Origin of the sequence: Listeria farberi (assembly GCF_014229295.1) — a bacterium.
GTDB lineage: Bacteria > Bacillota > Bacilli > Lactobacillales > Listeriaceae > Listeria > Listeria farberi.
Genome location: NZ_JAARZL010000001.1, coordinates 705,757 through 730,982 on the forward strand (window position 1 = coordinate 705,757; position 25,226 = coordinate 730,982).

25 protein-coding genes, 2 tRNA genes and 1 pseudogene are annotated in these 25,226 nt (G+C 36.5%); 27 read left to right on the top strand and 1 reads right to left on the bottom strand.

The genetic code is table 11. The features are described 5' to 3' along the window. Nucleotides 1-134: 134 nt before the first annotated feature. From ybiA (HCB38_RS03420) to HCB38_RS03480, 13 genes and pseudogenes are all read left to right on the top strand, one after another. Complete coding sequence (gene ybiA / locus HCB38_RS03420) at nt 135-575, top strand: riboflavin biosynthesis intermediates N-glycosidase (RefSeq protein WP_185318328.1); 441 nt, start codon at nt 135-137, stop codon at nt 573-575. Between the two features lie 15 nt (nt 576-590). Continuing rightward, nucleotides 591-1,072 (top strand): annotated as a pseudogene (locus HCB38_RS03425) (SMI1/KNR4 family protein). 32 nt (nt 1,073-1,104) lie between these two features. Beyond that, nucleotides 1,105-1,653, top strand: a complete 549-nt coding sequence (gene ybiA, locus HCB38_RS03430) for a riboflavin biosynthesis intermediates N-glycosidase (RefSeq protein ID WP_185318329.1) — start codon at nt 1,105-1,107, stop codon at nt 1,651-1,653. A 94-nt stretch (nt 1,654-1,747) separates the two neighbouring features. Then, nucleotides 1,748-2,140 carry an iron chaperone gene (locus HCB38_RS03435; RefSeq protein ID WP_185637558.1) on the top strand — a complete coding sequence of 131 codons (393 nt, stop codon included), beginning with the start codon at nt 1,748-1,750 and terminating at the stop codon, nt 2,138-2,140. A 141-nt stretch (nt 2,141-2,281) separates the two neighbouring features. Further along, the gene (celB, locus tag HCB38_RS03440) at nt 2,282-3,568 is read left to right on the top strand and encodes a PTS cellobiose transporter subunit IIC (RefSeq protein WP_185637560.1); all 1,287 of its coding nucleotides are present in this window, start codon (nt 2,282-2,284) and stop codon (nt 3,566-3,568) included. 80 nt (nt 3,569-3,648) lie between these two features. Beyond that, nucleotides 3,649-4,362: a GntR family transcriptional regulator gene (locus HCB38_RS03445; RefSeq protein WP_185318332.1), complete on the top strand. Its 714-nt coding sequence runs from the start codon at nt 3,649-3,651 to the stop codon at nt 4,360-4,362. A 200-nt stretch (nt 4,363-4,562) separates the two neighbouring features. Next, a tRNA-Glu gene (locus HCB38_RS03450) sits at nt 4,563-4,634 on the top strand. 26 nt (nt 4,635-4,660) lie between these two features. Further along, nucleotides 4,661-4,733 (top strand) — tRNA-Asp (locus HCB38_RS03455). Nucleotides 4,734-4,859: 126 nt separating this feature from the next. Beyond that, complete coding sequence (locus tag HCB38_RS03460; RefSeq protein ID WP_033533221.1) at nt 4,860-5,240, top strand: OsmC family protein; 381 nt, start codon at nt 4,860-4,862, stop codon at nt 5,238-5,240. A gap of 114 nt (nt 5,241-5,354) precedes the next feature. Beyond that, the gene (locus HCB38_RS03465) at nt 5,355-6,029 is read left to right on the top strand and encodes a YdeI/OmpD-associated family protein (RefSeq protein WP_185637562.1); all 675 of its coding nucleotides are present in this window, start codon (nt 5,355-5,357) and stop codon (nt 6,027-6,029) included. Nucleotides 6,030-6,159: 130 nt separating this feature from the next. Beyond that, the gene (locus tag HCB38_RS03470) at nt 6,160-6,657 is read left to right on the top strand and encodes a tyrosine phosphatase family protein (RefSeq protein WP_185318335.1); all 498 of its coding nucleotides are present in this window, start codon (nt 6,160-6,162) and stop codon (nt 6,655-6,657) included. 35 nt (nt 6,658-6,692) lie between these two features. Next, on the top strand, nt 6,693-8,042 hold the full coding sequence (gorA, locus tag HCB38_RS03475; protein WP_185318336.1) for a glutathione-disulfide reductase: 1,350 nt from the start codon (nt 6,693-6,695) through the stop codon (nt 8,040-8,042). Between the two features lie 28 nt (nt 8,043-8,070). Beyond that, the gene (locus HCB38_RS03480; RefSeq protein ID WP_185637564.1) at nt 8,071-8,745 is read left to right on the top strand and encodes a histidine phosphatase family protein; all 675 of its coding nucleotides are present in this window, start codon (nt 8,071-8,073) and stop codon (nt 8,743-8,745) included. Between the two features lie 43 nt (nt 8,746-8,788). Here the strand turns inward: HCB38_RS03480 and HCB38_RS03485 are convergent, their stop codons facing one another. Continuing rightward, nucleotides 8,789-9,925 carry an AI-2E family transporter gene (locus HCB38_RS03485; RefSeq protein ID WP_185318338.1) on the bottom strand — a complete coding sequence of 379 codons (1,137 nt, stop codon included), beginning with the start codon at nt 9,923-9,925 and terminating at the stop codon, nt 8,789-8,791. Nucleotides 9,926-10,066: 141 nt separating this feature from the next. On the opposite strand from HCB38_RS03485, the gene HCB38_RS03490 reads away from it, so the two are divergent. The 14 genes from HCB38_RS03490 to coaA all read left to right on the top strand — a co-directional run bounded on the left by HCB38_RS03490 (nt 10,067) and on the right by coaA (nt 25,196). Continuing rightward, nucleotides 10,067-10,459, top strand: coding sequence for a GntR family transcriptional regulator (locus HCB38_RS03490; RefSeq protein ID WP_185318339.1), 393 nt, complete (start codon nt 10,067-10,069; stop codon nt 10,457-10,459). Between the two features lie 2 nt (nt 10,460-10,461). Continuing rightward, entirely contained in the window at nt 10,462-11,565 is a 1,104-nt protein-coding gene (locus tag HCB38_RS03495; RefSeq protein WP_185619122.1) for a DUF1648 domain-containing protein, read from the top strand. A gap of 103 nt (nt 11,566-11,668) precedes the next feature. Then, a complete protein-coding gene (locus HCB38_RS03500; protein ID WP_185637566.1) occupies nt 11,669-12,172 on the top strand; it encodes an effector binding domain-containing protein in 504 nt (167 codons plus the stop codon). 113 nt (nt 12,173-12,285) lie between these two features. Beyond that, the gene (locus tag HCB38_RS03505; protein WP_012581651.1) at nt 12,286-13,098 is read left to right on the top strand and encodes a formate/nitrite transporter family protein; all 813 of its coding nucleotides are present in this window, start codon (nt 12,286-12,288) and stop codon (nt 13,096-13,098) included. A 221-nt stretch (nt 13,099-13,319) separates the two neighbouring features. Next, nucleotides 13,320-14,786 carry an NAD-dependent succinate-semialdehyde dehydrogenase gene (locus tag HCB38_RS03510; RefSeq protein WP_185619118.1) on the top strand — a complete coding sequence of 489 codons (1,467 nt, stop codon included), beginning with the start codon at nt 13,320-13,322 and terminating at the stop codon, nt 14,784-14,786. A 141-nt stretch (nt 14,787-14,927) separates the two neighbouring features. Next, nucleotides 14,928-15,233 carry a PTS sugar transporter subunit IIB gene (locus tag HCB38_RS03515; RefSeq protein WP_185318343.1) on the top strand — a complete coding sequence of 102 codons (306 nt, stop codon included), beginning with the start codon at nt 14,928-14,930 and terminating at the stop codon, nt 15,231-15,233. Between the two features lie 4 nt (nt 15,234-15,237). Next, nucleotides 15,238-16,506 carry a PTS sugar transporter subunit IIC gene (locus HCB38_RS03520; protein WP_185637570.1) on the top strand — a complete coding sequence of 423 codons (1,269 nt, stop codon included), beginning with the start codon at nt 15,238-15,240 and terminating at the stop codon, nt 16,504-16,506. 14 nt (nt 16,507-16,520) lie between these two features. After that, complete coding sequence (locus HCB38_RS03525; protein WP_014601859.1) at nt 16,521-16,871, top strand: PTS lactose/cellobiose transporter subunit IIA; 351 nt, start codon at nt 16,521-16,523, stop codon at nt 16,869-16,871. 11 nt (nt 16,872-16,882) lie between these two features. Further along, entirely contained in the window at nt 16,883-18,334 is a 1,452-nt protein-coding gene (locus HCB38_RS03530) for a glycoside hydrolase family 1 protein (RefSeq protein ID WP_185619112.1), read from the top strand. A 72-nt stretch (nt 18,335-18,406) separates the two neighbouring features. Next, nucleotides 18,407-20,305, top strand: a complete 1,899-nt coding sequence (locus tag HCB38_RS03535) for a BglG family transcription antiterminator (RefSeq protein WP_185637571.1) — start codon at nt 18,407-18,409, stop codon at nt 20,303-20,305. A 290-nt stretch (nt 20,306-20,595) separates the two neighbouring features. Then, entirely contained in the window at nt 20,596-22,167 is a 1,572-nt protein-coding gene (gene abc-f, locus HCB38_RS03540) for a ribosomal protection-like ABC-F family protein (protein ID WP_185637574.1), read from the top strand. A gap of 121 nt (nt 22,168-22,288) precedes the next feature. Further along, entirely contained in the window at nt 22,289-23,329 is a 1,041-nt protein-coding gene (locus tag HCB38_RS03545; RefSeq protein ID WP_185607642.1) for a permease, read from the top strand. 18 nt (nt 23,330-23,347) lie between these two features. Beyond that, nucleotides 23,348-24,187, top strand: a complete 840-nt coding sequence (locus HCB38_RS03550) for a TIGR03943 family putative permease subunit (protein ID WP_185318349.1) — start codon at nt 23,348-23,350, stop codon at nt 24,185-24,187. 88 nt (nt 24,188-24,275) lie between these two features. Beyond that, the gene (gene coaA, locus HCB38_RS03555) at nt 24,276-25,196 is read left to right on the top strand and encodes a type I pantothenate kinase (protein WP_185619106.1); all 921 of its coding nucleotides are present in this window, start codon (nt 24,276-24,278) and stop codon (nt 25,194-25,196) included. Nucleotides 25,197-25,226 lie beyond the last annotated feature (30 nt).

Consider the following 25,226-nt stretch of genomic DNA (forward strand, 5'->3'; position numbering starts at 1 on the left):
ATTGTTTAGGAAACTAAGCAGTGTCTTTTTTTGTGGAAAAGAGCGATGGATTTGCGTCTATATATATGCTAAAGTTATTTTGAAAGATAAACTCAAGTTGCAAAAAACATAATGTAAATACTCGGAGGTGCAAAATGAAGGTTATCCATTTTTATAGTGAAAATGCGGACTATGGCTGTTTCTCTAATTTCTCTTTACATCCAATTGTCATAGACGGCGTGACTTATCCAACCACAGAACACTATTTCCAAGCGCAAAAATTTATAGATAAAAAGATTATTAAAAAAGTAATTAATACGAAAAAACCAATAGATGCAGCAAAATTGGGTAGAAATAGAGACTTCCCACTGCGAAAAGGCTGGGAAAGTATGAAAGACGAAGTGATGTTAAAAGCAATCAGAGCAAAAGTAGAGCAACATTCGGAAGTGAAAGAAATGCTTTTATCCACAGAGAATGCTATTTTAGTGGAACATACGGAAAATGATCATTATTGGGGCGATGGTGGAGATGGCTCTGGAAAGAATCGGTTAGGCAAGATTTTGATGAAAGTGAGAGAAGAATGGAACGCTAAATAGTGGGAGGTAGCTTAAATGGAACCAATAAATCATTTTTTTGAATGTGCTAAAAATAATAATTGGCAAATAGATTTGTCAGCTGTAGAGAAAAAATTTCCAGAGCAAATTTTAAAAAGATATGTAAATTTACCAGATGCATATAAGATTTTTTATGAACAACTTAACCTCTGTAGCACGCGGGGGACACTTGTTGGTTTTTGTCGGAAGAAGATTTTTTAGAGAATGAAGATGACGCCTTTTCGTGGAATTCTTTTGAACAAATGAGTTTAGAAGCAGCAGAAGGCGATAAAAATTTAGAAAATAAAGTAAAACTATTTTGGAATGCACATTTACCAATTATGATGAGTGTTGGCGGTTGTTATGAATATTATGCTATCGCTTTAAATGACGGAAGTATTGTTCATGGTTCGGAACCTGAATTTGAAGAAAGTTTGGTTATAGCAGACTCATTTGCGGATTTCTTACTGAAAATCGAAATTGGCAAAATAATATTATGATAAATAAAATTAAAAAGTTGGAGATGACAGGTATGGATTATACATTAGAAAAAATACAGCAGAAATACCAAAAAAAGCAAAAGTTAAAGTACATCTTCTTTTGGGGAAACCAATCTTCATCTGATGGAAGCATAAATAAAAGTTGTTTTAGTCAGTGGTGGAAGTGTAATTTCAAGGTTGATGGAGTGGAGTATAATTGTGCTGAGCAATTCATGATGGCTGAAAAGGCAAAACTTTTTAATGATACAGAAATGAGAGGGAAAATTTTAGCAGCGAAACATCCGAAACAAGCAAAATCTTTTGGTAGATTAATAAGTGGTTTTCAAGAAGATGTTTGGATGGAAAATCGGTTTAATATAGTTAAACGTGGTAATCTTGCAAAATTCTCTCAAAATAAAGATTTGAAAAATTTTTTGCTTCATACGAATAATCGGATTTTAGTTGAAGCAAGTCCTTTGGATAAAGTTTGGGGTATTGGCTTAGCTTCTGATGATAAGCATGCGGAAAATCCGTTACATTGGAAAGGTTTGAATCTTCTTGGTTTTGCTCTTATGGCGGTCAGAGATGAGCTTAGCGAATAATATTTATGAATACGACTATATAATGACACCAAAAATTGGTTTTTACTAAGAGAGTTGCTATAATAAATTAAAACATTTCAGAAAGGAATGGACTATGGATAATAAACTGGAATTTTCAACAATAGATGAATATATTACCCAGGCCCCGCCCGAAACAAAAGAAGTACTAGAGAAGATTAGAGAAACTATTCAATCCGCAGCGCCAGAAGCAACAGAGAAAATTAGTTATCAAATGCCAACTTTTTATTTCGAAGGTAATCTCGTGCACTTTGCGGTTGCAAAAAATCATTATGGATTTTATCCAGCACCTAGTGGTATTTCTGCATTTGAGAAGCAATTAGGAAAATACAAGTATTCAAAAGGTGCGGTTCAATTCCCAATTAACGAAGAAGTTCCTTATGATTTAATACGAGAAATGACACTATTCCGATTAGCTGAAAACAAGCAAAAAGCCGCAGAAAAGCAAGCGAAGAAAAAGAGAAAATAAGTTTGAGACTTTCATCGTTAGGATGGAAGTCTTTTTGTTTGGTCTTTTATTTTAAAAAGACTAGACATTTAAAAATAAATGAGTATAATAATAAATAGAAAACGTTTTCTTGTAGAAAAAAATACGTTTGGGGGAAGAACAGTGAATAAATTTATGGAGTTGCTTGGGGATAAATTAATGCCTCTTGCTGCAAAGCTAGGGGAGAATCGTTACTTAACGACTTTACGAGATGCTTTTATGTTGGCGTTTCCGCTGACAATGTTTGGTTCTATTGCTGTAGTTTTGATGAATCTACCTTTTTGGAGTGATGAAACGAAAGCTACGTTACAACTTTATTTAGGAAATGCCCAAAATGCGACAATGAGTATTATGACGGTTTTTGTTGTTTTTGGTATTGGTTATTCATTATCGAAGTATTATAAAGTAGAAGCTATATACGGGGGTGCTGTAGCGCTCGCTAGTTTCTTGATTTTAACGCCATTTTTCTTTAATAGTACTAATGGGGAATTAGTTACTGGAGCACTTTCTTTAGATAGACTTGGTGCAAAGGGTATGTTTATTGGGATGATTACTGGTTTTATTGCGGGAGAATTATATCGTTTCTTCGTGCAACGCGATTGGACGATTAAAATGCCTGATGGGGTGCCGCCAGCAGTCGCTAAATCATTTGCTGCATTAATACCAGCCGTTTTGACATTAAGTATCTTTTTAGTAATTAATATTATTGTTCAATTCTTCTTCAACACCAACTTACATGATGTAGTGTACACTGTTATTCAAAAACCGCTTGTTGGTTTAGGATCAGGAATTATACCAACTCTGATTGCGCTTTTCTTTGTCCAAGTATTGTGGTTCTTCGGTTTACATGGTCAAATTATTGTAAACTCGGTAATGGACCCAATTTGGAATACGTTAATGCTTGAAAATCTGGACGCCTATAAAGCTGGATCGCCGTTACCACATATTATTACAAAACCGTTTATGGAAGTATTTACTGTTGGCATGGGTGGATCGGGGATGACACTTGCTGTAGTAATTGCGCTCGCTTTTCTAATGAAGAGCAAACAAAGTAAGGAAATTGGTCGTTTAGCGCTCGGACCTGGTATTTTTAATGTAAACGAACCGGTATTATTCGGGATGCCAATCGTGCTAAATGCGACGATTTTAATTCCGTGGATACTTGCGCCATTAGTTGTTACTACACTTAATTACTTTGTGATGGCTGCTGGAATTGTACCAGCTCCAACTGGGGTATCTGTACCTTGGACAGTGCCAATTATCATCAATGGAATTTTAGCAACAAACTCATGGCTCGGCGGGGCGCTTCAAGTAGTGGATTTCTTCATCGTCTTAATCATCTGGTATCCATTCCTCAAACTTGTTGACCGTACGAATATAGCAAGAGAATCCGAAGCAGCTATCAAATAAGTTATGTTTTCCTTTTCGATATGCTATAATTTGACTAGAAATGGCTAGACATTTTTAATTCAAACGAAGGAGCGATCGACTTGGTTAAGTATGAACTGATTGCCGCAGAAATCCGTGAAAAAATAAACAACGGTACTTATCCACCAGAATCCATTCTTCCTGATCAAGTGAGCTTATCTAGAGCATATGATTGTAGCAGAATGACAATAAAAAAAGCCTTTGATGTTTTAGCGCTTGAAGGACTTGTTTACAGACAACGCGGTGCAGGAACTTTTGTTATGAAAAATGCCTTAGCTAATAAACAAGATGCAAGTTTGCGGGATTATGACGGTTTGACAAAAATGATGGGAGACAATCGAATCTCGAGTAAAATTATTGCTTTCGATATTGCTTTCCCAGATGAAAAAACACAAGAACAACTTTTAATAAAAGCAGACCAGCCAGTGTACAAATTGATTCGGTTACGGCTCTTGGACGGCGCACCATATGTGTTAGAGCATACAACGATGCCGGCAGATTTAGTTCCTGGTTTAACGAAAGAAATTTTACATCATTCGATTTATGCGTACTTACAAGACTCACTGGGACTTGTGCTAAGTGGAGCCTTTCGGAAAATTAATGCCGATAAGCCATCTGAATATGACCAAGAATATTTAGCGTGCGGGGAACACGATCCAGTTTTAGAAGTGGAGCAAGTAGTGTATTTAAAAGACGGGAGACCAGTCGAATATTCCCGTTCAAGACATCGCTATGATACGAGAAGTTTTATTATGGTTGATCACCGAGAAAAGTAAAATAAAGTCAGCGTGCCTTTTAATAAGCATAGCTGACTTTGTTTTATACTAGCCAAAATGCATAAAAATCAAGAGATAAAAAATTTGTGAATAAAATTAGAAAAAGCCGTTGACAGTCACTGAGATTATGTTATAATAAAAAAGCTGGTGTAAGAGAAATGAATTCAATTGAATATATATTCATTTTTCGTTTTTTATCTGGCCCGTTGGTCAAGCGGTTAAGACACCGCCCTTTCACGGCGGTAACACGGGTTCGAATCCCGTACGGGTCACTTTTTTATTCATTTTCTATACATATGGTTCCGTGGTGTAGGGGTTAACATGCCTGCCTGTCACGCAGGAGATCGCGGGTTCAAATCCCGTCGGGACCGCTCAAAAAGAATCCAAGTTACACTTGGATTCTTTTTTCGTACGGGAAATTGGACATGGCTTTTTATTTAAGCTATAATCTTATTATTCATATAAGAATTGTAAGAATTAAAATGGAGGAATTGATTATGGATTTAGTGAAAAATGGGAAAGTATTAGAACTTGTACATCCAAACGGCAACTGGACATTAATTAAAGAAGAAGGTTTTTCTCCAGTTCAAATAACAGTGGCTGCGGTTGCGGCTTGTAGCGGATATGTATATCAAACATTACTTGAGAAAAAACGAATTGAGATAAATGATTTAAGCATTCATACCGATTATGAACAAGATCAAGAAAGTGCCGTGCATGTTTTAACGAAAATTAATGTTACTTTCACGGTGGATTTAGTAGATAAAAGTAACGAAGCAAAAGCCGAAAAAGCCGTGCATTTAGTGAAAGATGCCTGCCCGGTTGCAAAAAGTTTAGACCCTTCGATTGAAATAAATGAGATTGTTGTTTTTAAATAAAATGATTCAAAGACCAAGCCACGTCGCTTGGTCTTTTTTTACGTTTAGTTTGGCTTGATTACTTGGAGAGAAGGCTATATACTGTAATCAAACTATACAAACGAGGTGCTGGATATGGAAGAAAAGACAATAGTAGAAAAATTACAACTGACTAAATATAAAAAAGCAGTCATTCTAAATAAACCAGTTGGAGCAGATTATTTTCGAAACCTAGCAAATTACGAAGAAAAACTAGCAAATAAGCAATATGACTTAATTTTCGATTTTGTTGAAACGCTAGAAGAATTAGTGTCTTTTACGAAAGAAGTTATTGCTACAAATAAACTTGCTGCGAATGGTTATTTATTTTTCGCTTATCCAAAAAAAGGCAATAAAAAATTCGCTACATATGTACACCGCGATGAACTCATGCCAGCGCTTAAAACCGATGAGGAAGGATACGTGGACGGTAGCACCCTCAAATTCACGCGAATGGTAGCGCTTGATGAAACTTACACGGTTGTTGGTTTAAAAGAAGCAGCACAGCTAAAAGCGAAAGGCGTAAAGAAAAATAACCCTTCCGCAGATGAATATGCCGATTATGTACCACTTGTCGCAGAATTTTTAGCAGATAAAGGCGATTTACAAGCATTTTACAATAATTTAGCGACAGGATACCAGCGTGTTTGGGCGCGCTATATTTATTCTGCCAAACAACCAGCCACACAAGAAAAAAGACGCGTAGAAATGGTCGATATTTTGAGTCAAGGGTACAAAACAAAAGATCTTTACCGCCAAGGGAAAAAATAACCAAATAATTTTATTTGGTTATTTTTGTGTTTGAAACTGCTTCTTTATGTAAAAATGTCTAGGCATGATAGAATAGAGAGGGAATAAGACGAAGGAAAATCTTGTTGCACTGGAAAAGGGGACATGCAGGATGGCGAATTATATTAACAAAGAAAGGCGCCAAATTGATTTTGATCCATTTGATTTACGGATAATTGCCGTACCAGAAGTAGTAGCGGTGCAGTTTAAGCCGCGCTCAGAGCATACTTTACTTATTCGTATTGCGGATGTCGGCGCAACCTATCAGCCACTCAAACACGAATCACTTTTTGATGCTATTTTGCCCGTTCACTTTAATGATATTAACGAAGAAGATGATTACTGGGGATTAAGTGACAAAGAGCAAGCGGAAATGAAACTATTTAATGAAGTTCATCGCGATTTGATTTATGATTTTGTGGATGAACATCCGGATTTCACGCAAATCGTAGTCCATTGTCATGCTGGAGTCAGTCGAAGTAGCGCCGTTGCTATGGGTATTGCTGAACATTTAGGTGATACCGACACCTATGAAAAACTTCAAGTGATAAAACGATACTTACCAAATCCGCGGGTTCTCGCGATTATGCGGGGCGAAGCGTATTTATAAAAACGAAAACGAAGAAATGTTAGGAGAGATTTTGTATGGAGAAGCATTATGATTATATTGCGATTGGTGGCGGTAGTGGCGGGATTGCTTCTATTAACCGCGCGGCAATGCACGGGGCAAAGTGTGCACTCATTGAACCAAAATTTTTAGGTGGAACATGTGTAAATGTTGGTTGTGTTCCTAAAAAAGTCATGTGGTATGGGGCACAAATTAAAGAAGCGATGGACTTATATGCAGATGCCTATGGTTACCAAGTGGACGCAAGCTTTAACTTCCAAAAATTAGTAGAAAACCGAGAAGTTTACATTGAACGGATTCGAGGTTCGTACAAGAATGGGCTTGATAACAATAAAGTTGAGTGGATTAAAGGTTACGCGGAATTTGTCGATGAAAAAACGTTGCGAGTGAATGGTGAACTAGTGACAGCAGATCATATTTTAATTGCGACGGGCGGCGAACCAGCACTTCCTTCCATCCCTGGCGCAGAATATGGCATTACTTCAGACGGCTTTTTTGCGTTAAATGAGCTTCCTAAAAAAGTGGCGGTTGTTGGCGCGGGTTATATCGCTGTTGAGCTTGCTGGTGTATTGCAACAACTTGGATCAGAAACGCATTTATTTGTACGAAAACATGCACCACTCCGAAATTTCGATCCACTTTTAACAGATACACTAACCGAAATTATTGAGCAATCGGAAATGACCCTGCATAAATATGCCGTTCCTCAAAAGATAGAAAAAAATCCAGATGGCAGTTTGACGTTGAGCTTAGAGGATGGTCGCACAGAAACCGTCGATACGCTTATTTGGGCGATCGGGCGTAAACCGGTTATCAAAGGGCTTCAAATCGAAAATGCGGGCGTAGAACTCTTAGAAAGCGGACATATCGCCGTAGATAAATTCCAAAACACCAATGTAGCGGGGATTTATGCAGTTGGCGATGTAACGGGTCATTATGAATTAACGCCAGTCGCAATTGCAGCAGGGCGCCGTTTATCAGAACGCCTTTTCAATAACAAAAAAGATGCACATTTAACCTATGAAAATATTCCAACTGTTGTCTTTAGTCATCCTGCTATCGGTACAGTTGGTTTAACAGAACCAGAAGCAATCGAAAAATACGGCAAAGAAAATATTAAAGTGTACACTTCTAGCTTTACCTCAATGTATACAGCCATCACAGACCACCGCGAGCCTTGCCGGATGAAATTGATTTGTGAAGGGAAAACAGAACGCGTAATCGGTCTGCACGGTATTGGCTACGGGGTAGATGAAATGATTCAAGGATTCGCCGTTGCTATTAACATGGGAGCAACAAAAGCTGATTTTGATAATACAGTTGCTATCCACCCAACTGGATCTGAAGAATTTGTTACAATGAAATAGAAAACAACGATGGAGGAGGAAGTACGTAATGGGAAAAAAATTATCACTTTATTTTGTAAGACATGGTCAAACCTATTTAAACAAAAATTTACGTATGCAAGGCTGGGCTGATACGCCGCTCACACCAGAAGGAATTGAAGTAGTAAAAGAAAGTGGTCGTGGGTTTGCAGAAACAGAATTCGTCGCAGCTTATTCAAGTGACTTACACCGTACAATCGCAACAGCAGAACACCTACTAAAAGAAAATAAACATGCATTTGGTTTAACGCTTGAACCACTAAGTGAATTTCGGGAAACTTTCTTCGGTTCCTACGAAGGTGAAAAAGGCGATGTGGCCTGGAATGAAATTGCTCATCATATGGGTTATGCGAATCAAGAAGAGCTATTTAAAAATGCCGATGTACGCGAAACAATGAACGGCACAAAAGCAGCTGACCCAACAGGAGATGCGGAAGATTTTATGACATTTTGGACTCGGGTAGAACAAGGTTTCTTACATGTCATTAATCGGCACCGTGAAACAGGCGGGAATGTTCTTATCGTCGCTCACGGAAATACCATTCGTAACATTGTCCACGAACTGGAACCATCCATGGACGAATCAGTCATTTTAGATAATGCGAGTGTTACTGTTTTAGCTTATGAAAATGGTTTATTCAAATTAGAACGTTTAAACGATACTTCTCATTTTAAAAAAGCATAGAAAAAAAAGAGCTTTAGGAACTAGTTTCCCAAAGCTCTTTTTTTTATTCTTTCGGTGTATCTGGATTAGGAAGATTATTATCAATCGCCAGCTGACCTCGCCGCAATTTAATTAAACGATTAACGTTAACGATAATTGTTTTCACTACAGCATATAGTGGAACTCCTAAAATCATTCCAAAAATTCCTGCTAAATTACCTGCAACAATCAAGATGATGATAATAGTGAGCGGGTGAATTGATAATGATTTACCCATAATATATGGAGAAAGTAAGTTAGAGTCAATTTGTTGAACGATAGTAACGACAACAATAACGAGCAGTGCCTGAACTGGAGAAGTGAATAGCGCCACGATAACCGCGGGAGCCGCTCCAAGGAATGGTCCAAGATAAGGAATAATGTTCGTTGCACCTGCTATAAATCCAAATAAAAGTGCATACGGTTGACCAATAATTAAGTAACCAATAAAAGTAAACAAACCAACAAACATACAATCAATCGCTTGGGAACTAATGTAAGTAGAAATTGTTTTGTTCATTTCTTTAATAATTTGTTTTGCTTCAGAACGAATACCTGCTGGGAAAAATTTGCCAGAAGACTCAACGAATTTATGACCATCTTTAAACATATAAAAGACTATAAATGGTACTGTTACAAGGATCATAACGAAACCAGACACAAATGAGATAATCGCTCCAAAACTAGAAGCTACTCCATCAACTACAATAGACATGATTTTCGGCAAGGAAATGTTGAGTTTTGAAAGTTCTTGTTTCATATCTATATCTTTTAAAGCAGAATTATTTGAAAGACTTTGTAGCCATTTTTCAAAATCTTGCCAGTAACCTGGTATGGCTTTTGCAAGTTCGGCTACTTGATCAGCAAGTGTTGGACCGAGTTGCATTACAGCAAGAACAACAAGCGCGATAAACGCGATAAAAATCAAAATAACACTTAAAAGTCGTGGAACTTTTCTCTTTTCTAAAAATAAAACGAGCGGATTGAATAAATAGAATAAAAATCCTGCTACTAGAATAGGCATAAATAAAGTGGAAACGATTATGCCGATTGGTGAAAATATGTACTTCATCTGCAATAGAATGAATAAAACTGCCACAACTGCTAAAATTTCAATGGTCCAAAAAAACAATTTACTATCCCTAAAACGTGAAAATTTCAAATGATTCCCTTCTTTCCATAAACCTTATTGTTAAATTTTATAGTACCATTAACTGCTTTAAATAGCCACTGAATTAATGATGTTGACTTAAAGATATATGTGTTATACAATATATATAACAGTTAGGGAAGAGGTGTTTGTATGTTACTCGCGATTGATTTACAATCAGACGAGCCGATTTATACACAAATATGTAATCAAATTATCGAAGGCATGGCAAAACGGGAACTTTTACCGGGAGATAAACTTCCTTCTGTGAGAAGTCTTGGTGCAGATATTGGTATTAATTTTCATACCGTAAATAAAGCATACCAAATCTTAAAGCAAGAAGGATTTATTCAAATACACCGCCAAAAAGGAGTAGTTATACATCCAGATGGTGTGGCAAAAGCAGATCAATTATTTTTCACCAAACTACAAACAAAACTAAGACCTTTAATAGCTGAGTCGATTGTACGTAGTGTGAGTGAAGATGAGTGGCTAGAAATCAGTAGAGCTATTTTTGACGAAATAAAAGGGCGGAGTGTGGAGTAGTTATGGAAATCATCATTTATATTTTTGTCAGTATTGCTATTATTTCTCTACAAGCAATTACCCCATTTGTGACACGTAAATCCGAATGTTTTGGTGTAAATGTAGGGGAACGTGCTAACCGAAATGCAGAACTAACGCAATTAAAAAAACAATATGTTGGTCAAGTGATTTTATGGACGGTGTTAATTGCTATCATTGGGATTGCATTAATTCAAGGTCTTCATTGGAGTGAAAACTTCCAAGCGGGAATCTTTATCCTATCCATGTTTGGTCAATTAATTGTTTCTTTCATTATTTACTATCGTTTTCACCAAATAACATTACAATGGAAAAGAGAAAAAATCGAGTCTGGCGAAATTTCAACCAATTCTATTATCATGGTAGATACTAGTTTTCATCGTAGGAAAATGGTTATTTCGTATACTTGGTTTGTAGTGCCATTACTTATTTTTATTATCACACTTGCGATTACAGTAGTATTCTATCCAATTGCACCAGAGGCTTTCCCAGTCCATTTTGATATGAATGGGGTAGTGACTGATACCGTTCAAAAATCCGTGAGTGCAGCGTTACTTTTACCAATGCTGCAATTAGGAATGATTGCTTTATTTATATTTATTAATTTCGTTATTGCGAGAAGCAAACAAACGGTGGAAAACGAAAACCCGACAGATTCGTTAAAACGGAATATGCTGTTTAGACAAATTTCTAGTAAAGCAATGTTGATTATGTGCGTTATTCTGGTTATTGATTTTCTCGTAATGCAAGTAGTTATTTTACTTTCACTCTCACCTGAAATTATAATGATTACCATGAGTATTTCTATCATTTTAATTTTACTTGGAACAGTTCTTCTAGCCGTAAAAGTAGGACAAGGCGGAAGTAGGCTAAAATTTGCTAACGAACCAGATAATGTGAATAAACCAATTCGTGATGATGATGCGTTTTGGAAAGCTGGAGTAATTTATTTTAACAGGAATGATCCTGCTTTATTTGTTGAGAAACGTTTTGGCATTGGTTGGACTATTAACACTGCTCGTCCTGTCGCGTGGCTTACTTTTGTTTTTATTATTGTAGCGATTGTTTTCATTAGTATCTTGTTTTAAGTAAAGTTTAGTAGGGTATTTACCATATGTTATGCGAATAGAAAAGTTCAAAATCATCTATGAATCTTCTGCTGTAATATTCTTTTTAAAAGGAGTGTTAATCATGGCGATTAAACTAGGACGATTAGAAGAATGGGAAGGTTTCACGGGTATTGCGCTTGTTCACGAAGGACTTAAAACAGAAGCATACTATACAAAAATTAAAAGTGCTTTTAAAGAAATGCTCGAACTTGCGCAAGGATTAGATGATTTTTCGGAAATTAAGCAATTCTATGGTATTTCTGTCCATAATATAGAAGATGGTATAACGTATTATACTGCAATACCAGTTGAGCAAAAATACGCGAACTTAAAAGACCCACTTGAATGGATTGAAGTTCCCGCTCATACTTATTTTGTGGCGGAACATATAGCTCGGACCGATATACTCGAAAGTTACGAGGAAATAGCACGGGCAATACAGGAAAAAGATTACAAACCGTATATTACTGCCAACAATCCAGTTTTTGATCCGTTACCATTTAAATTAGAAGTATATACAAAAAATGACGAAGAAAGTGCGGATATTGAAATTAGAATCCCTGTTGTAAAAGAACTCCATACGTAAAACGCGAGCTCGGACTTTTGTGCCGGGCTTTTTGATACTAGCAAGCTGTTTTTGATTATGCTATAATAAGAACGCAATTTTGTGATTATTTTAACAAGAAGGAAGGGATTCATGTGGGATATTATAGCCCGCAGGAAGTAACAGAGATTACGATTGAAAAAGGAACACAAAAAGCAAATTCGAGTACATTAACACTCGTTTTACTAGGTTTTTTAGGTGGCGCTTTTATATCTCTTGGTTACTTATTATACATACGTGCAGTGGGAACAATGCCTCACGAATGGGGCAGTTTTGCAACACTTATTGGTGCGAGTCTTTTTCCAGTTGGGCTTGTATGCATCTTACTTGGTGGAGGAGAATTAATCACTGGCAACATGATGGCGGTAGCGATTGCTTGGTATGACAAAAAGATTTCCTTCCAACAATTACTTAGAAACTGGGCGATTGTTTCCGTCATGAACTTAGTCGGCGCTTTTTTCGTCGCATACTTCTTTGGGCATTTCGTTGGTTTAACTGAAGGAGATTTTTTACCAAAAACACTTGCAACAGCTGGGGCAAAAATTAACGATCCTTTCTGGGTTGCTTTTGTTTCAGGTATCGGTTGTAACTGGTTTGTTGGAATCGCTGTTTGGCTTTGTTACGCGGCTAAAGACTTTGCTGGGAAAATCCTCGGTATTTGGTTCCCCGTCATGGCTTTTGTAGCTATCGGATTTCAGCACGTTGTCGCCAATATGTTTATTATCCCAGCCGCAATTTTCGCTGGATACTATTCATGGGCAGATTTTATTTGGAACGTTATCCCAGTATACCTCGGAAACGTAGTCGGCGGAGCAGTTTTTGTCAGCCTTTTCTATTTCCTTGCATATAAGAAAAACGCACCGAAAAAAGTAAAAGAAGAAATACATCAACCAATTGAAGAAAGTTAATATAAAAAACTAGTTGCGGTGATTGCAGCTAGTTTTTTTTGAAAAAATTAAAGTTTTTTTAAAAGTTGCTCGAGCCCATCATGCTGGGATGGAGCCAGTTTTCTTATAAACCATTTTCTGGGTTTAAGAGGAAAATCCTGATTAAATTTTTCGATTTGTGGAAAACACTATTATAAGCAACGTTAGATTCGGACAGAAAAATTTACTAAGGAGTGGTATTTTTGAGTATTAAAGAAACAGCCTTACCAAAAGTTCAAACTAAATTATTTATTAATGGAAAATGGACAGACGGCGATAATAAAGAAACAAAAGATATTGTAAATCCAGCAAACGGTGAAGTCATCGCGAAAATTGCTCAAGCAGGACCTAACGAAACAAAAGAAGCGATTAAAGCTGCAAAACACGCTTTTCCCGATTGGGCTAAAATGGAACTAGCTGACCGCGTCAAACTCTTGCATAATATTGCTGATTTAATGGAAGAAAGAGCGGATACTTTAGCAAAAATTATGACCCTAGAACAAGGTAAACCATTAAAAGAATCAAAAGGAGAAGTTTTAACCGGTGCGGAAAATTTCCGATTCGCGGCGGAAGAAGCAAGAAGACTATACGGAGAAACAATCCCAGCTCCAAACAACCATGCGTTTATCGTAAAAAAACAACCAATTGGTGTAGTAGCAGCAATTACTCCGTGGAATTTCCCGGGTGGAATGGTGACACGAAAACTCGCACCAGCACTAGCTACAGGTAATACCATTGTGTTAAAACCATCTGGAGATACACCACTTTCGGCTTTAGCTATCTTTGAAATTTTTGAAGAAGCAGGCTTACCAAAAGGCGTTGCTAATATTGTCATGGGTAGCTCGAAAGAAATCGGTGAAACTTTAACAGATAGTGATGATGTCCGCAAATTAACGTTTACAGGATCGACAAAAGTCGGCCAAACACTATTTAAACAATCTGCTGACACATTGAAGAAAATCTCGCTTGAGCTCGGAGGACACGCACCATTTATCGTATTTGCGGATGCTAACCTTGAAGCTGCTGTAGATGATTTAATCGCAGCAAAATTCCGTAACAATGGTCAAGTATGTGTATCACCAAACCGCATTTTTGTTGCAAAAGAAATCAAAGAAAAATTCACTAAAGCATTAGTCGCTAAAGTAGAAAAACTAAAAGTCGGGAACGGTTTAGACGATGTCAATGTTGGCCCACTTATTCGCGAAGATGCCATCGATAAAATCGATAAACAACTTAAAAACGCGACGGATAAAGGCGCCAAAGTCCTAACTGGTGGCGAACGATTAACTGGCTCTGACTACAACAAAGGTAACTTCTATAAACCAACTGTTTTAGATAACGTCACTCGTGAAATGAACATCTTTTATGAAGAAACATTCGGTCCCGTAATTCCGCTCATCGTTTTTGAAACGGAAGACGAAGCAATTGAAATGGCGAATGATAGCGAATTCGGTCTCGCTTCTTATTTCTATACTAAAGATTTAGCACGCGTTGAAAAAGTTGGTGCAGCCTTAGAGTATGGTATGGTTGGTGCAAACGAAATCGCCATATCCAATCCAGAAACTCCATTTGGTGGTGTAAAACATTCAGGATTTGGCCGTGAAAATGGTCATTACGGAATGGAAGAATACATCCAAGTGAAATTCATTAACTTAAAGTATCGTGATTAAATTAGGCTAACACGGAACATCTTCGCATCTAGCGAAGGTGTTCTTTTTTTGTGCTTTCCTACCAGTAGGAAAAAAGTATATTTGTAAGCGGATTCAGTCATTTATATAATGAAAGTAAGTTAAGGAAAGGGAGGATACAAAATGAAAAACATTTTACTCATTTGCGGGTCAGGAGCTTCTAGTGGTTTTATGGCAGCGGCGATTAGAAAAGCAGCAAAAAAACGTGGAGAACAAGTGACCGTGAAAGCAGCCAGTGAATCACAAATTGATGAAAGAATAAATGAAATCGATTATTTACTCATTGGTCCACATTTAGCCTATATGTTAGATGATTTAAAGCAAAAAGTAGCTGATAAAGATGTTTTAGTATCAGTCATTCCTCAAGCAACATATGGGACGCTTAACGGTGAAAAAGCACTTGATCTTATTTTAAATATGGAGGGATAAAAGGATGAACAACAAAGTGATGGATTTTATGACAAATAAATTTGCACCAAAAGTAAATAAAGTTGTTAAAAATCCTTGGGTATCAGCAATTCAAGATGCAATTATGTCTGCGCTTCCGCTCGTTTTTGTCGGTTCTTTAGTCACCATCGTTTCATTACTTAAAAATTTATTCCCCGGTATGCCTGATTTTTCGATGATAAGTAATTTTTCGTTTGGAATGTTCGGTTTAGTCGTAGCATTTTTAATCCCGTATTATCTGATGGAGAAAAAAGGGAATAGCAGTCAAAAATTAATTTCCGGAGCTACTGGACTTGTATTATTTTTAATGTTACTATTTCCGACTATTTCAGCAAATGGAGATGCCGTTTTTATTTTATCTAGATTTGGGGCAACTGGAATGTTCTTGTCCATTACAACAGGACTATTTGTTGGTTGTGTAATGAATTTTGCGGCGAAGCGTTCGCTGTTCAGTGAAGATACGCCAATACCTGATTTCGTTGTCGGCTGGTTTAACAGTTTACTACCAATTACTTTTATTTTAATCGTTGGTTGGTTAATTACAGTTCAATTTAATATCGATTTCTTTGAAGTTATTGTGGCTGTGTTTAGCCCACTCGCATCGATTGTACAATCTTATCCAGGTTTTGTGCTTTCAGTTTTCATTCCCGCTTTTCTTTATACATTCGGGATTTCTGGTTGGGTAATGATGCCAGCAATTTATCCAGTTTATATGGCAGGACTTGCAGAAAACTCACAAGCCGTAGCAAATGGTGCAAGTGCATCAAACATAGCAACTCAAGAAACAGTTTACGCGTTAATTTCAATCGGCGGAGTGGGAACAACATTATCGCTTTCGATTATGATGCTGATTTTAAGTAAATCTTTACAACTAAAAGCAATTGGAAAAGCAGTTATTGTTCCATCGATTTTTAACATCAACGAACCATTATTCTTCGGAGCACCAATTGCATTTAATCCATACTTAATGATACCAACATGGATTAACGCTTTCTTAGTCCCAAGTATCGCTTATTTCGTTATGTCAATGGATTTAGTAAGTATACCCGCGCAGTCGTTCTTGCTATGGTACATGCCTTACCCAGTAACATCTTATCTCGCAACACAAGATTTCCGTGCGGTTATTGCTTGTTTAGCGATTATCATCATCACATGGCTGGTTTATCTTCCGTTCTTTAAAGCATACGATAATTCACTACTCAAACAAGAAAAATTAGACGCGATAGAAGCAGAGAAAGAAATGGTAACAAATTGATTGGAGGAACTAAAATGTCAGAGCAAGACTATGTTGAAGAAACAGATAGTTTAAATGAACTATCCATGAATATATTAATCCATGCAGGGAACGCAAGAAATGATTTAGTGAAAGGACTCAATCATTTAGAAGAACTAGAATTTAATGAAGCCGAGGAATTTATCGCCTCTGCGAAAAAAGAAATTGTCATTGCACATAGTCTGCAAACAGACACACTTCAATTAGAAGCTTCAGGTAACCAAATCCGTTATTCCACACTGTTCTGTCATGCTCAAGATACCTTAATGACAGCAAAAAGTGAAATACTAATCGGTGAGCATATGCTACGTTTATTCAAAAAAATGACCGAACTTACGAAAAAATAGGAGGTACAAGTATGTTTGAAAATTATCAGTTTCCAAAAGACTTCTTATGGGGTGGAGCTATCGCGGCCAACCAAGCAGAAGGCGCATTTAAAGTAGATGGAAAAGGAATTAGTTTGGCAGATTTGCACAAATATCATAAAGGTAAAACAAATGATGAGATTAGCGAGGAACAACATAAAGGCGTAAGTTTAGCAGATATTAAAGCAAGCATAGAAGATAAAGTAAACTATTATCCAAAACGCCATGGCATTGATTTTTATCATACGTATCCAGAGGACTTGGCATTGCTTGCCGAAATGGGCTTTAAAACATTCCGAACTTCACTAGATTGGACACGGATTTTCCCAACTGGTGAAGAAGAGGAACCCAATGAAGCAGGACTAAAATATTATGACCAATTAATTGATAAAATTATCGAACTTGGCATGGAACCAATTATTACCATTTTGCATTATGAAACTCCAGTAGAAATTGTCTTAAACCATGGTGGATGGCATAATCGAAAAGTCATCGATTTATTTGAAAAATATGGTAAAACCGTACTTGATCGTTACAATAAAAAAGTGAAATATTGGATTGTTATTAACCAAATTAATTTAATCCAATTTGAGCCATTCAACTCAACTGCCATTCCATATGATGCTGTCGATGATTATTTATCCGCAACGTATCAAGCAGTTCATAATCAATTTGTCGCTAGTGCGAAAATTTATGAGTATGGAAAAGCGCTGAATCCTGAATTAATGATTGGTACGATGCTTGCCGATTGTACAGCTTATCCATTCTCATGCGATCCAGATGATATCGTTCTCGCAATGAAACGAAATCGCATGGAATATTTCTTCGCAGATGTGCAGTTCCAAGGCGAATACCCACAATATGCGCTTAACTACTTCGACGAAAATAACATTAATATTGAAATCACAGAAGAAGACAAAACTATTCTGCAAAAAAACACGATGGATTATCTAGCACTTTCCTATTATTATTCGCAAATGGTCGATTCTAAGAAAAATGATTTGGATCCTGCTTCGATTACCCCCAATCCACACTTAAAAGCAAATCCGTGGGGCTGGGCAGTCGATCCAAAAGGGCTATATAATGCTCTGTCACAATACTGGGATAGATACCATAAACCTATCATTATCGCCGAAAATGGCTTCGGAATGTACGACGAATTAGAACATGGCGAAATCCATGATGATTACCGCATTGATTATTTATCTGCCCATTTAAAAGAAATGAAACGCGCGATGTATGACGGGGTAGAAGTGATCGCATATTGCGCATGGGGCCCAATTGACATCGTTAGTTGTTCTTCCGCGCAAATGGAAAAAAGATACGGTTTCATTTACGTTGATTTAGATAACGAAGGAAACGGCACAGGCAAAAGAATTAAAAAAGACAGCTTTTCATGGTATAAAAAAGTAATAGAGTCTAATGGGGAAGACCTAGAAGTTTAATGTAACAGAAGCGCCAGTTGTGGTAGTTGATAGCTAAAACAACTGGCTTTCGATATATAGGGGGTAACAGGAATGGATACTCAAAAAGAAATACTAGCTTATTTGTATAAACAAGAAGACAAGTGGGTTACCTCAAATGAGTTAGCAGATTTTTGCGAGTGTACAACAAGAACCATTCGCAACAATATCTACAAGATAAATGAAGCGACGCCAAATCTAATTAATTCAACTAAGCAAGGGTATCAAATTAACTCGGACATCCACTACGATTTTCAAGCAGGAAGTGATATAACAGAACGAAAATCAAAATTATTACTAGAATTAATTAAAAACTCTACAACAGGCGTTGATTTATTTGATCTCGCAGAAATTCTTTTTATTTCAGAGGTCACTTTAAAAAAAGATATTCAACAATTAAAAAACGAACTGAAAGAAGCAAACGTACAGATTGTCATTGATAAAAATCGAATTAAACTCGTCGGAAAAGAGCGCGCCAAAAGAAAGTATATGATTTCTTTATTATATGAAGAAGGCGGCTACCGTGAAAGCATCAAAGGGCACATCCAAGAAATGCTGGAAATAGTTTCGATTGATAAGCTTCAAAGTATTGTAAAAGAAGTTCTAGCAAAAGAAGCTATTACAACAAATCCATACTCGATGATGAATATTGTTTTACATTACGCCATCAGTATCGTTCGCATCCAACAAGGAAATACACTCATTGAAACGCAAAAAACGCTCATCAGAAAACACTCTAAAGAATACGAAATCTCAAAAAAAATAGCCGGAATACTCTCAGAAGAATACCAAATTCATTTTTCAGAAGCAGAAACAAAGCAACTTGGCCTTCTTTATGTTGGCCTTCAAAACGAGCAGGCAGCCAATGCCAACCAAGCTGAATTAGAACAATTTGTGGATAGAAAAATCATTGAAGCACTTAAAATAGTACTCACTAACGTGGAAGAAATGTACCTCATTGATCTTCAAAACGAGCAACTTTTTATTAAACTTGCTATTCATGTACAAAGCTTATATTACCGTTCACGTTACAAAGCTTATACAAGAAATTTAAGTTTACTAGATATTAAAACCTCTTATCCTGTAACCTTTGACATCGCAGTTTACATTTCCTCTTTACTACAAGAAAAACTAGCAATTGACTTTAATGAAGACGAAATTTCCTTTATTGCACTACATATCGGTTCTTTTTTAGAGAGCGAAAACCGTGATTATATCAAACTAGAAATCGGTATTCTTGTTGACGACTACCATGATTTAAAAACCAATATGCTAAAAAAACTACGCTCCTTATTTGAAAACGATGCAACAATAGAAGTCATTGAAAATGAGCGATGCGATGAACATTACGATATTATTTTAACGACAAACCGGGACAGCGCTCTCGAAAAAGCTGGTTCGATTTTTATTCATCCATTACTCACTGCAAAAGATATTAAAAAAATTACGAGCAGAATCCATACAAAGAAAAAAATACTCGAAAACAATCTACTTGGACAACAAATTGACCGCTATATAGTCCCGTCACTCTATTCTAATCAAATTGATCCCTCAGAACTCACACCACAAAAAATAAGAGGACAAATGGTGTCTAAAATGGAAAAACAAGCCTTTGTGACCGCTGATTTTAAAGAAAAAGTTGAAAAAAGGGAACAAATGGCCCCAACTAGCTTTCCCTCAGGTATTGCAATACCACATTCAATTAAAAACGATGCCCTCCGTAGCGGTGTTTCGATTATGACACTTCAAGAACCAATCTATTGGAATGAGGTCAAAGTAAAATTGGTTGCTCTTGTAGCCATCAGCAAAAAAGACGCCAATGAATTTAACGAGTTCTTTGAAAAATTTGTGGAAATTGTTTCTGAACCAATCAATGCTAAACGCTTATCAATGGCAGAAAGTTTCGCAGAGTTTATCCAAAAACTAAAAATGATGGTGGAAGAAAGTGAATAATTGGTCACAAATTGAGCCGTGTATTTTGAGCTGCACGGCTTTTTTAGCTTGAAGGATTTACTAAATTGAGCTATAATGTAAACATCAAACGAAAAGGAGTGTTATCTTAAGCCAATGAAATTCTAATCCTGTATTATATGAAAAAATGAAGAAAGCTATCCATTTCTCGGGTAGAAACTATTTTTTCGGACGGGATTCGTATGTTCATTTCGCATGATAACTCTAGCTATAGCCTTTTTTGGCGTAGTTTCGCGGATTCCTCTCTGAAAATATTCAGGAGGTTATTTTTTATGTCAATAATCGAAATAAACCAATTAAAAATAGAAATAGGGGACAGAACTTTAGTAGAAATCCCGCACCTGTTAGTAGACAAGAAAGCAAGAATTGGCATCATTGGTCAAAATGGCTTAGGGAAAACAACGCTTATGGAAGTAATAGCTGGCGTTATAGAAGCCACATCAGGAAACATTACTTCATACGGAAAACTCGCTTATATCAAGCAACTTTCTACCGATAAAAGCACACAAAGTGGCGGGGAAAAAACAAGAAAAGCAATTCAACATGCCATGCGACAAAATACAAGCATACTTTTAGCAGATGAACCAACAAGCAACTTAGATGTCGAAAGCGTTAAACATTTAGAACGGCAGTGGAACGATTTTCACGGCGCCCTAATGATAATTTCCCATGACCGCGCCTTTTTAGACGCACTATGTACAGAAATATGGGAAATTAAAAATCAAGAAATTCAAGTTTACAAAGGAAACTATCACGATTATATAGAGCAGAAAAAACAACAAGAAAACCAAGCTGAACTTGCCTACAAAGAATTTAAAAACAAAAAGAAACAACTACAAGCATCACAAAACTATCACGAAATTGAAGCAGGACGAATTGTAAAACCAGGCAAACGTTTGAATAACAAAGAAGCAAGCGCCTTTAAAGCTGGAAAAGGCACACAACAAAAGAAACAACATAGTACAATTAAAGCCTTAGAAAAACGGATTGAGCGGCTTGGAAATGTCGAGAAACCACGCACTACAAAGCCAATTAAAATCGTCACGCCCGATAACCGATTAATAAAAAAAGGTAGTACGATATTAAGCGCGAAAGAAGCAACCTTCGAAATTGCCGGAAGAACATTGTTTGAAACAAAAGAATTCTCGATTAAAGCAGGAGATAAAGTAGCGCTTATCGGTGAAAATGCTAGCGGTAAAACCACTTTTTTGAGAGAAATTATCCAAGAAAATCCAACTATTACTTGTAACAATCAAGCTAAAATCGCTTACTTTGATCAAGAATTAAAAGGGTTAGATTTATCGAAAACGCTCATAGAAAACATCACAGAAAAAAGCGTTCAAACGCAACAAATAAACAGAGATGTGCTTGGAAGTATGCATTTTAAAGAAAGTGATTTGCAAAAAGAAGTCGGGATGCTTTCTGGTGGAGAACGAGTGAAGTTACTTCTTAGTATGCTTCTAGTCAGTGATGCGAATTTCCTGATACTTGATGAACCGACCAACTATTTAGACATCTACGCAATGGAAGCTTTGGAAATGCTCATAAAACAATTTACCGGAACAGTGTTATTTGTTTCGCATGATAGGACGTTTGTAAATCAAGTTGCAGAAGAATTACTCGTGATAGAAGACAAACAAATGACGTTCCACAGAATGGCTTTCTCAGAATATGAAGAAAGTAAAGCCCCAAGTCGTGTAACAGAAGAAGATAAATTGATTTTAGAAATGCGAATGTCAGAAATTGCTGCGAAACTCATGCAACCAAATTTAAAACCAGCAGAAAAGGCAATTCTCGAACAAGATTATCAAGAAATTATTACTAAAAGACAACAATTTAGTTAGATTGTTGTCTTTTTATTCAAGCAAAATAAAAAATATAGTCATTTATCTTTTACTTGATTTCTTCAAAAGATAGGCTTAGAATCAAATAGTTATTAAAAAGAGTTAAGAAAGAAGGAATCCTATGTTTAGTCATCTGCCGGATTCATTCCTACAAATGAATACCATATTTATATCTATTTTGATAGAAGCGCTGCCGTTTGTATTAATTGGCGTATTTATTGCTGGTTTTATTCAAATGTTTATTTCTGAAAAATTTATTGCTCGCGTTATTCCAAAAAATAAATTCCTAGCAGTCATTGTTGGCTCGCTTATTGGTGTATTTTTCCCTTCCTGTGAATGCGGCATTGTGCCGATTGTTCGTAATCTACTTGCAAAAGGAGTACCGCTTCATGCTGGAATTGCCTTCATGCTCACAGCTCCAATTATTAACCCAGTAGTCTTATTTTCTACGTATGTTGCATTTGGGAGTACTTGGGAAGTTCCACTTTTACGCGTTGCTGGAAGCCTTGTAGTAGCACTCGTTGTTGGAAATATTATCGCTTATTTTTATAAAGGAACTGGTTTGAAAGAACGGTTTTTACAATATGAAGCTGCCAGTGAAAAAGTTGCTGTACCAGCTGGAAACTTAGCCCTTGCAGGAGGTCCGAGTGGGGATGTAACAACAACGAAATTTCAAGTTTTAACAACAGAAGAAGCTCAGGCTGAACCAGAGCACGACCATGCGCACCATCATCACGGTGAAGAGCATACACATGAAAAAATGTCTTTTAGCCAAAAAGTTTGGCATACCGTACAGCATGCAGTTGACGAATTCTTTTCTGTCGGCAAATATCTAGTTTTTGGTGCCTTAATTGCTGCAGCGATGCAAACATATATTAAAACTTCGACGCTTGTATCCATTGGACATGGTCCGATTTTATCTATTTTATTAATGATGGTTCTAGCTTTTATTTTATCTTTATGTTCAGAAGCAGATGCTTTTATTGGCGCTTCCTTCCGAAGTGTATTTTCCACACAATCCATCGTTGCATTTTTAGTGTTTGGTCCAATGCTTGATATTAAAAATTTAATGATGATGCTAGGAGCTTTTAAAGCAAAATTTGTCTTATTAATTGTTACAAGTGTAACGATTGTCGTCTTTTTATACGCCTTGGTTATTTAACAGAAAGCAGGTGAATACATGTTTCGAGTTTTTATTTTATTTGGATTTGGCTTTTATTTAATGCAACTACATATTTCTGGTGACATCAGTAAATATATTAATATGAAATACGCTTATTTATCTTTTTCAGCCATGATTGCCGCATTTTTACTTGCTATTATTCAGCTTATTATGGTTTTTCGTGATGAAGATATTGGCGCAAAAACAGAGCATATGGGACATACTCATGACGGTGAAAATACTATTTTGAAAAAAATCATGGTGTATGGTTTACTTTCCTATGCCTTAATTGCTGGCTTTCTTTTCCCAGTTGCGACACTTGATTCAACCATTGTTTCCGCGAAAGGATTTCATTTCCCAAAAAACAATGCGGCTGGAGACGACCCATACGCCCAAAATCAATTTTTAAGACCTGATACAAGTGGCTATTTTGGGGAAACAGATTATGAAAAAATGATGGCAAAAGAAAAAGCCGAAATCATTGACCAAAATCCAATCAAAGTTAATGATAGCAATTATTTAATGACAATGGAAATTCTCTATAATTATCCAGGTGAGTTTACAGGTAAACAAATCGAATTTACTGGTTTTGTTTACAATGATGAAGTAACCAAAGATAATAATTTATTCTTATTCCGTTTTGGAATTATTCATTGTGTAGCGGACTCTGGCGTATTTGGGATGCTCGTTCAAATGCCCGAAAAGACAAATTTCAAAAACGATACCTGGCTTACGGTAAAAGGAACAATCACTCAAGAGTACTATTCACCTTTTAAAATGAATATCCCGTCTGTACAAGTAGATAGCTATAAAGAAGTAGCAAAACCAAAATCAGTTTATGTCTATCGTAAATATTAAATCGCTACTTGCGGATTTATGCGGCTTGCGTTATCCTTAAATAAAGCTGTTTACGTTTTCACGAATGAACTAAAGGATGGAACATTGAATGAATGATTACAACCACTACTTTCATTTCCCACGAGAAGAATGGCGCAAGTTGGAAGTGAGTAAAGATCAAATTTTAACTGCAGAGGAACTGGAAGAAATACGTGGTTTAAATGACCGGATTTCTTTACAAGATATCTCTGAAATCTATTTACCATTAATAAAACTAATTGCGATTCAATACCATGAAGCGATTTTTATTCATGGCGAAAAAATGGAATACTTAAAGAAAAAAGAATCGCGTGCACCATTTATCATTGCTCTAGCAGGTAGTGTTGCAGTGGGTAAAAGTACAACAGCACGTGTATTTAAACTAATGCTAGATCGTTGGTTTTCCAAAACAAGGCAAGTAGAGCTTGTAACAACAGACGGTTTTCTCTACCCTAACAAGGTTTTAGAAGAACGTGGAATTATGAATAAAAAAGGATTTCCAGAAAGCTATGACCGCGAACGTTTTGCCAAGTTTCTAACCGATTTAAAAGCAAATAAAGAAGATGTTGAAGTACCACTTTATTCGCATTTTACGTACGATGTTTTAGATGAAACACGCGTAATTCATAATCCGGATATCGTTATCATTGAAGGAATCAACGTTCTTCAAGCCGATCAACATGAAAGCTTGTTTCCAAGTGATTTCTTTGATTTCTCAGTTTATATGGATGCAAGTGAAGCGGATATTAAGAAATGGTACTTAGAACGTTTCTTCATGCTTCGCGAAACAGCTTTCCAAAATGAAAGCTCTTATTTCCACCCATATACTAAAATTAGCAAACAAGAAGCAGAAACTTTTGCGCTTGGTGTTTGGGATACAATCAATGGTGTCAATTTAAAAGAAAACATTGAGAAAACAAAATATCGTGCCGATTTAGTGCTTCATAAAGGCACGGATCATCTCATTTCAGATATTTATTTACGCAAATAATCGAATGCAGAGAGAAGAAAACTTTCTCGA

Bases quoted from the DNA above. Each gene is read 5' to 3' on its own strand.
- ybiA (WP_185318328.1), top strand. From the start codon at position 135: ATGAAGGTTATCCATTTTTATAGTGAAAATGCGGACTATGGCTGTTTC.
- ybiA (WP_185318329.1), top strand. From the start codon at position 1,105: ATGGATTATACATTAGAAAAAATACAGCAGAAATACCAAAAAAAGCAA.
- HCB38_RS03435 (WP_185637558.1), top strand. From the start codon at position 1,748: ATGGATAATAAACTGGAATTTTCAACAATAGATGAATATATTACCCAG.
- HCB38_RS03460 (WP_033533221.1), top strand. From the start codon at position 4,860: ATGGATTTAGTGAAAAATGGGAAAGTATTAGAACTTGTACATCCAAAC.
- HCB38_RS03465 (WP_185637562.1), top strand. From the start codon at position 5,355: ATGGAAGAAAAGACAATAGTAGAAAAATTACAACTGACTAAATATAAA.
- HCB38_RS03470 (WP_185318335.1), top strand. From the start codon at position 6,160: ATGGCGAATTATATTAACAAAGAAAGGCGCCAAATTGATTTTGATCCA.
- gorA (WP_185318336.1), top strand. From the start codon at position 6,693: ATGGAGAAGCATTATGATTATATTGCGATTGGTGGCGGTAGTGGCGGG.
- HCB38_RS03480 (WP_185637564.1), top strand. From the start codon at position 8,071: ATGGGAAAAAAATTATCACTTTATTTTGTAAGACATGGTCAAACCTAT.
- HCB38_RS03490 (WP_185318339.1), top strand. From the start codon at position 10,067: ATGTTACTCGCGATTGATTTACAATCAGACGAGCCGATTTATACACAA.
- HCB38_RS03495 (WP_185619122.1), top strand. From the start codon at position 10,462: ATGGAAATCATCATTTATATTTTTGTCAGTATTGCTATTATTTCTCTA.
- HCB38_RS03500 (WP_185637566.1), top strand. From the start codon at position 11,669: ATGGCGATTAAACTAGGACGATTAGAAGAATGGGAAGGTTTCACGGGT.
- HCB38_RS03515 (WP_185318343.1), top strand. From the start codon at position 14,928: ATGAAAAACATTTTACTCATTTGCGGGTCAGGAGCTTCTAGTGGTTTT.
- HCB38_RS03520 (WP_185637570.1), top strand. From the start codon at position 15,238: ATGAACAACAAAGTGATGGATTTTATGACAAATAAATTTGCACCAAAA.
- HCB38_RS03525 (WP_014601859.1), top strand. From the start codon at position 16,521: ATGTCAGAGCAAGACTATGTTGAAGAAACAGATAGTTTAAATGAACTA.
- HCB38_RS03530 (WP_185619112.1), top strand. From the start codon at position 16,883: ATGTTTGAAAATTATCAGTTTCCAAAAGACTTCTTATGGGGTGGAGCT.
- HCB38_RS03535 (WP_185637571.1), top strand. From the start codon at position 18,407: ATGGATACTCAAAAAGAAATACTAGCTTATTTGTATAAACAAGAAGAC.
- abc-f (WP_185637574.1), top strand. From the start codon at position 20,596: ATGTCAATAATCGAAATAAACCAATTAAAAATAGAAATAGGGGACAGA.
- HCB38_RS03545 (WP_185607642.1), top strand. From the start codon at position 22,289: ATGTTTAGTCATCTGCCGGATTCATTCCTACAAATGAATACCATATTT.
- HCB38_RS03550 (WP_185318349.1), top strand. From the start codon at position 23,348: ATGTTTCGAGTTTTTATTTTATTTGGATTTGGCTTTTATTTAATGCAA.
- coaA (WP_185619106.1), top strand. From the start codon at position 24,276: ATGAATGATTACAACCACTACTTTCATTTCCCACGAGAAGAATGGCGC.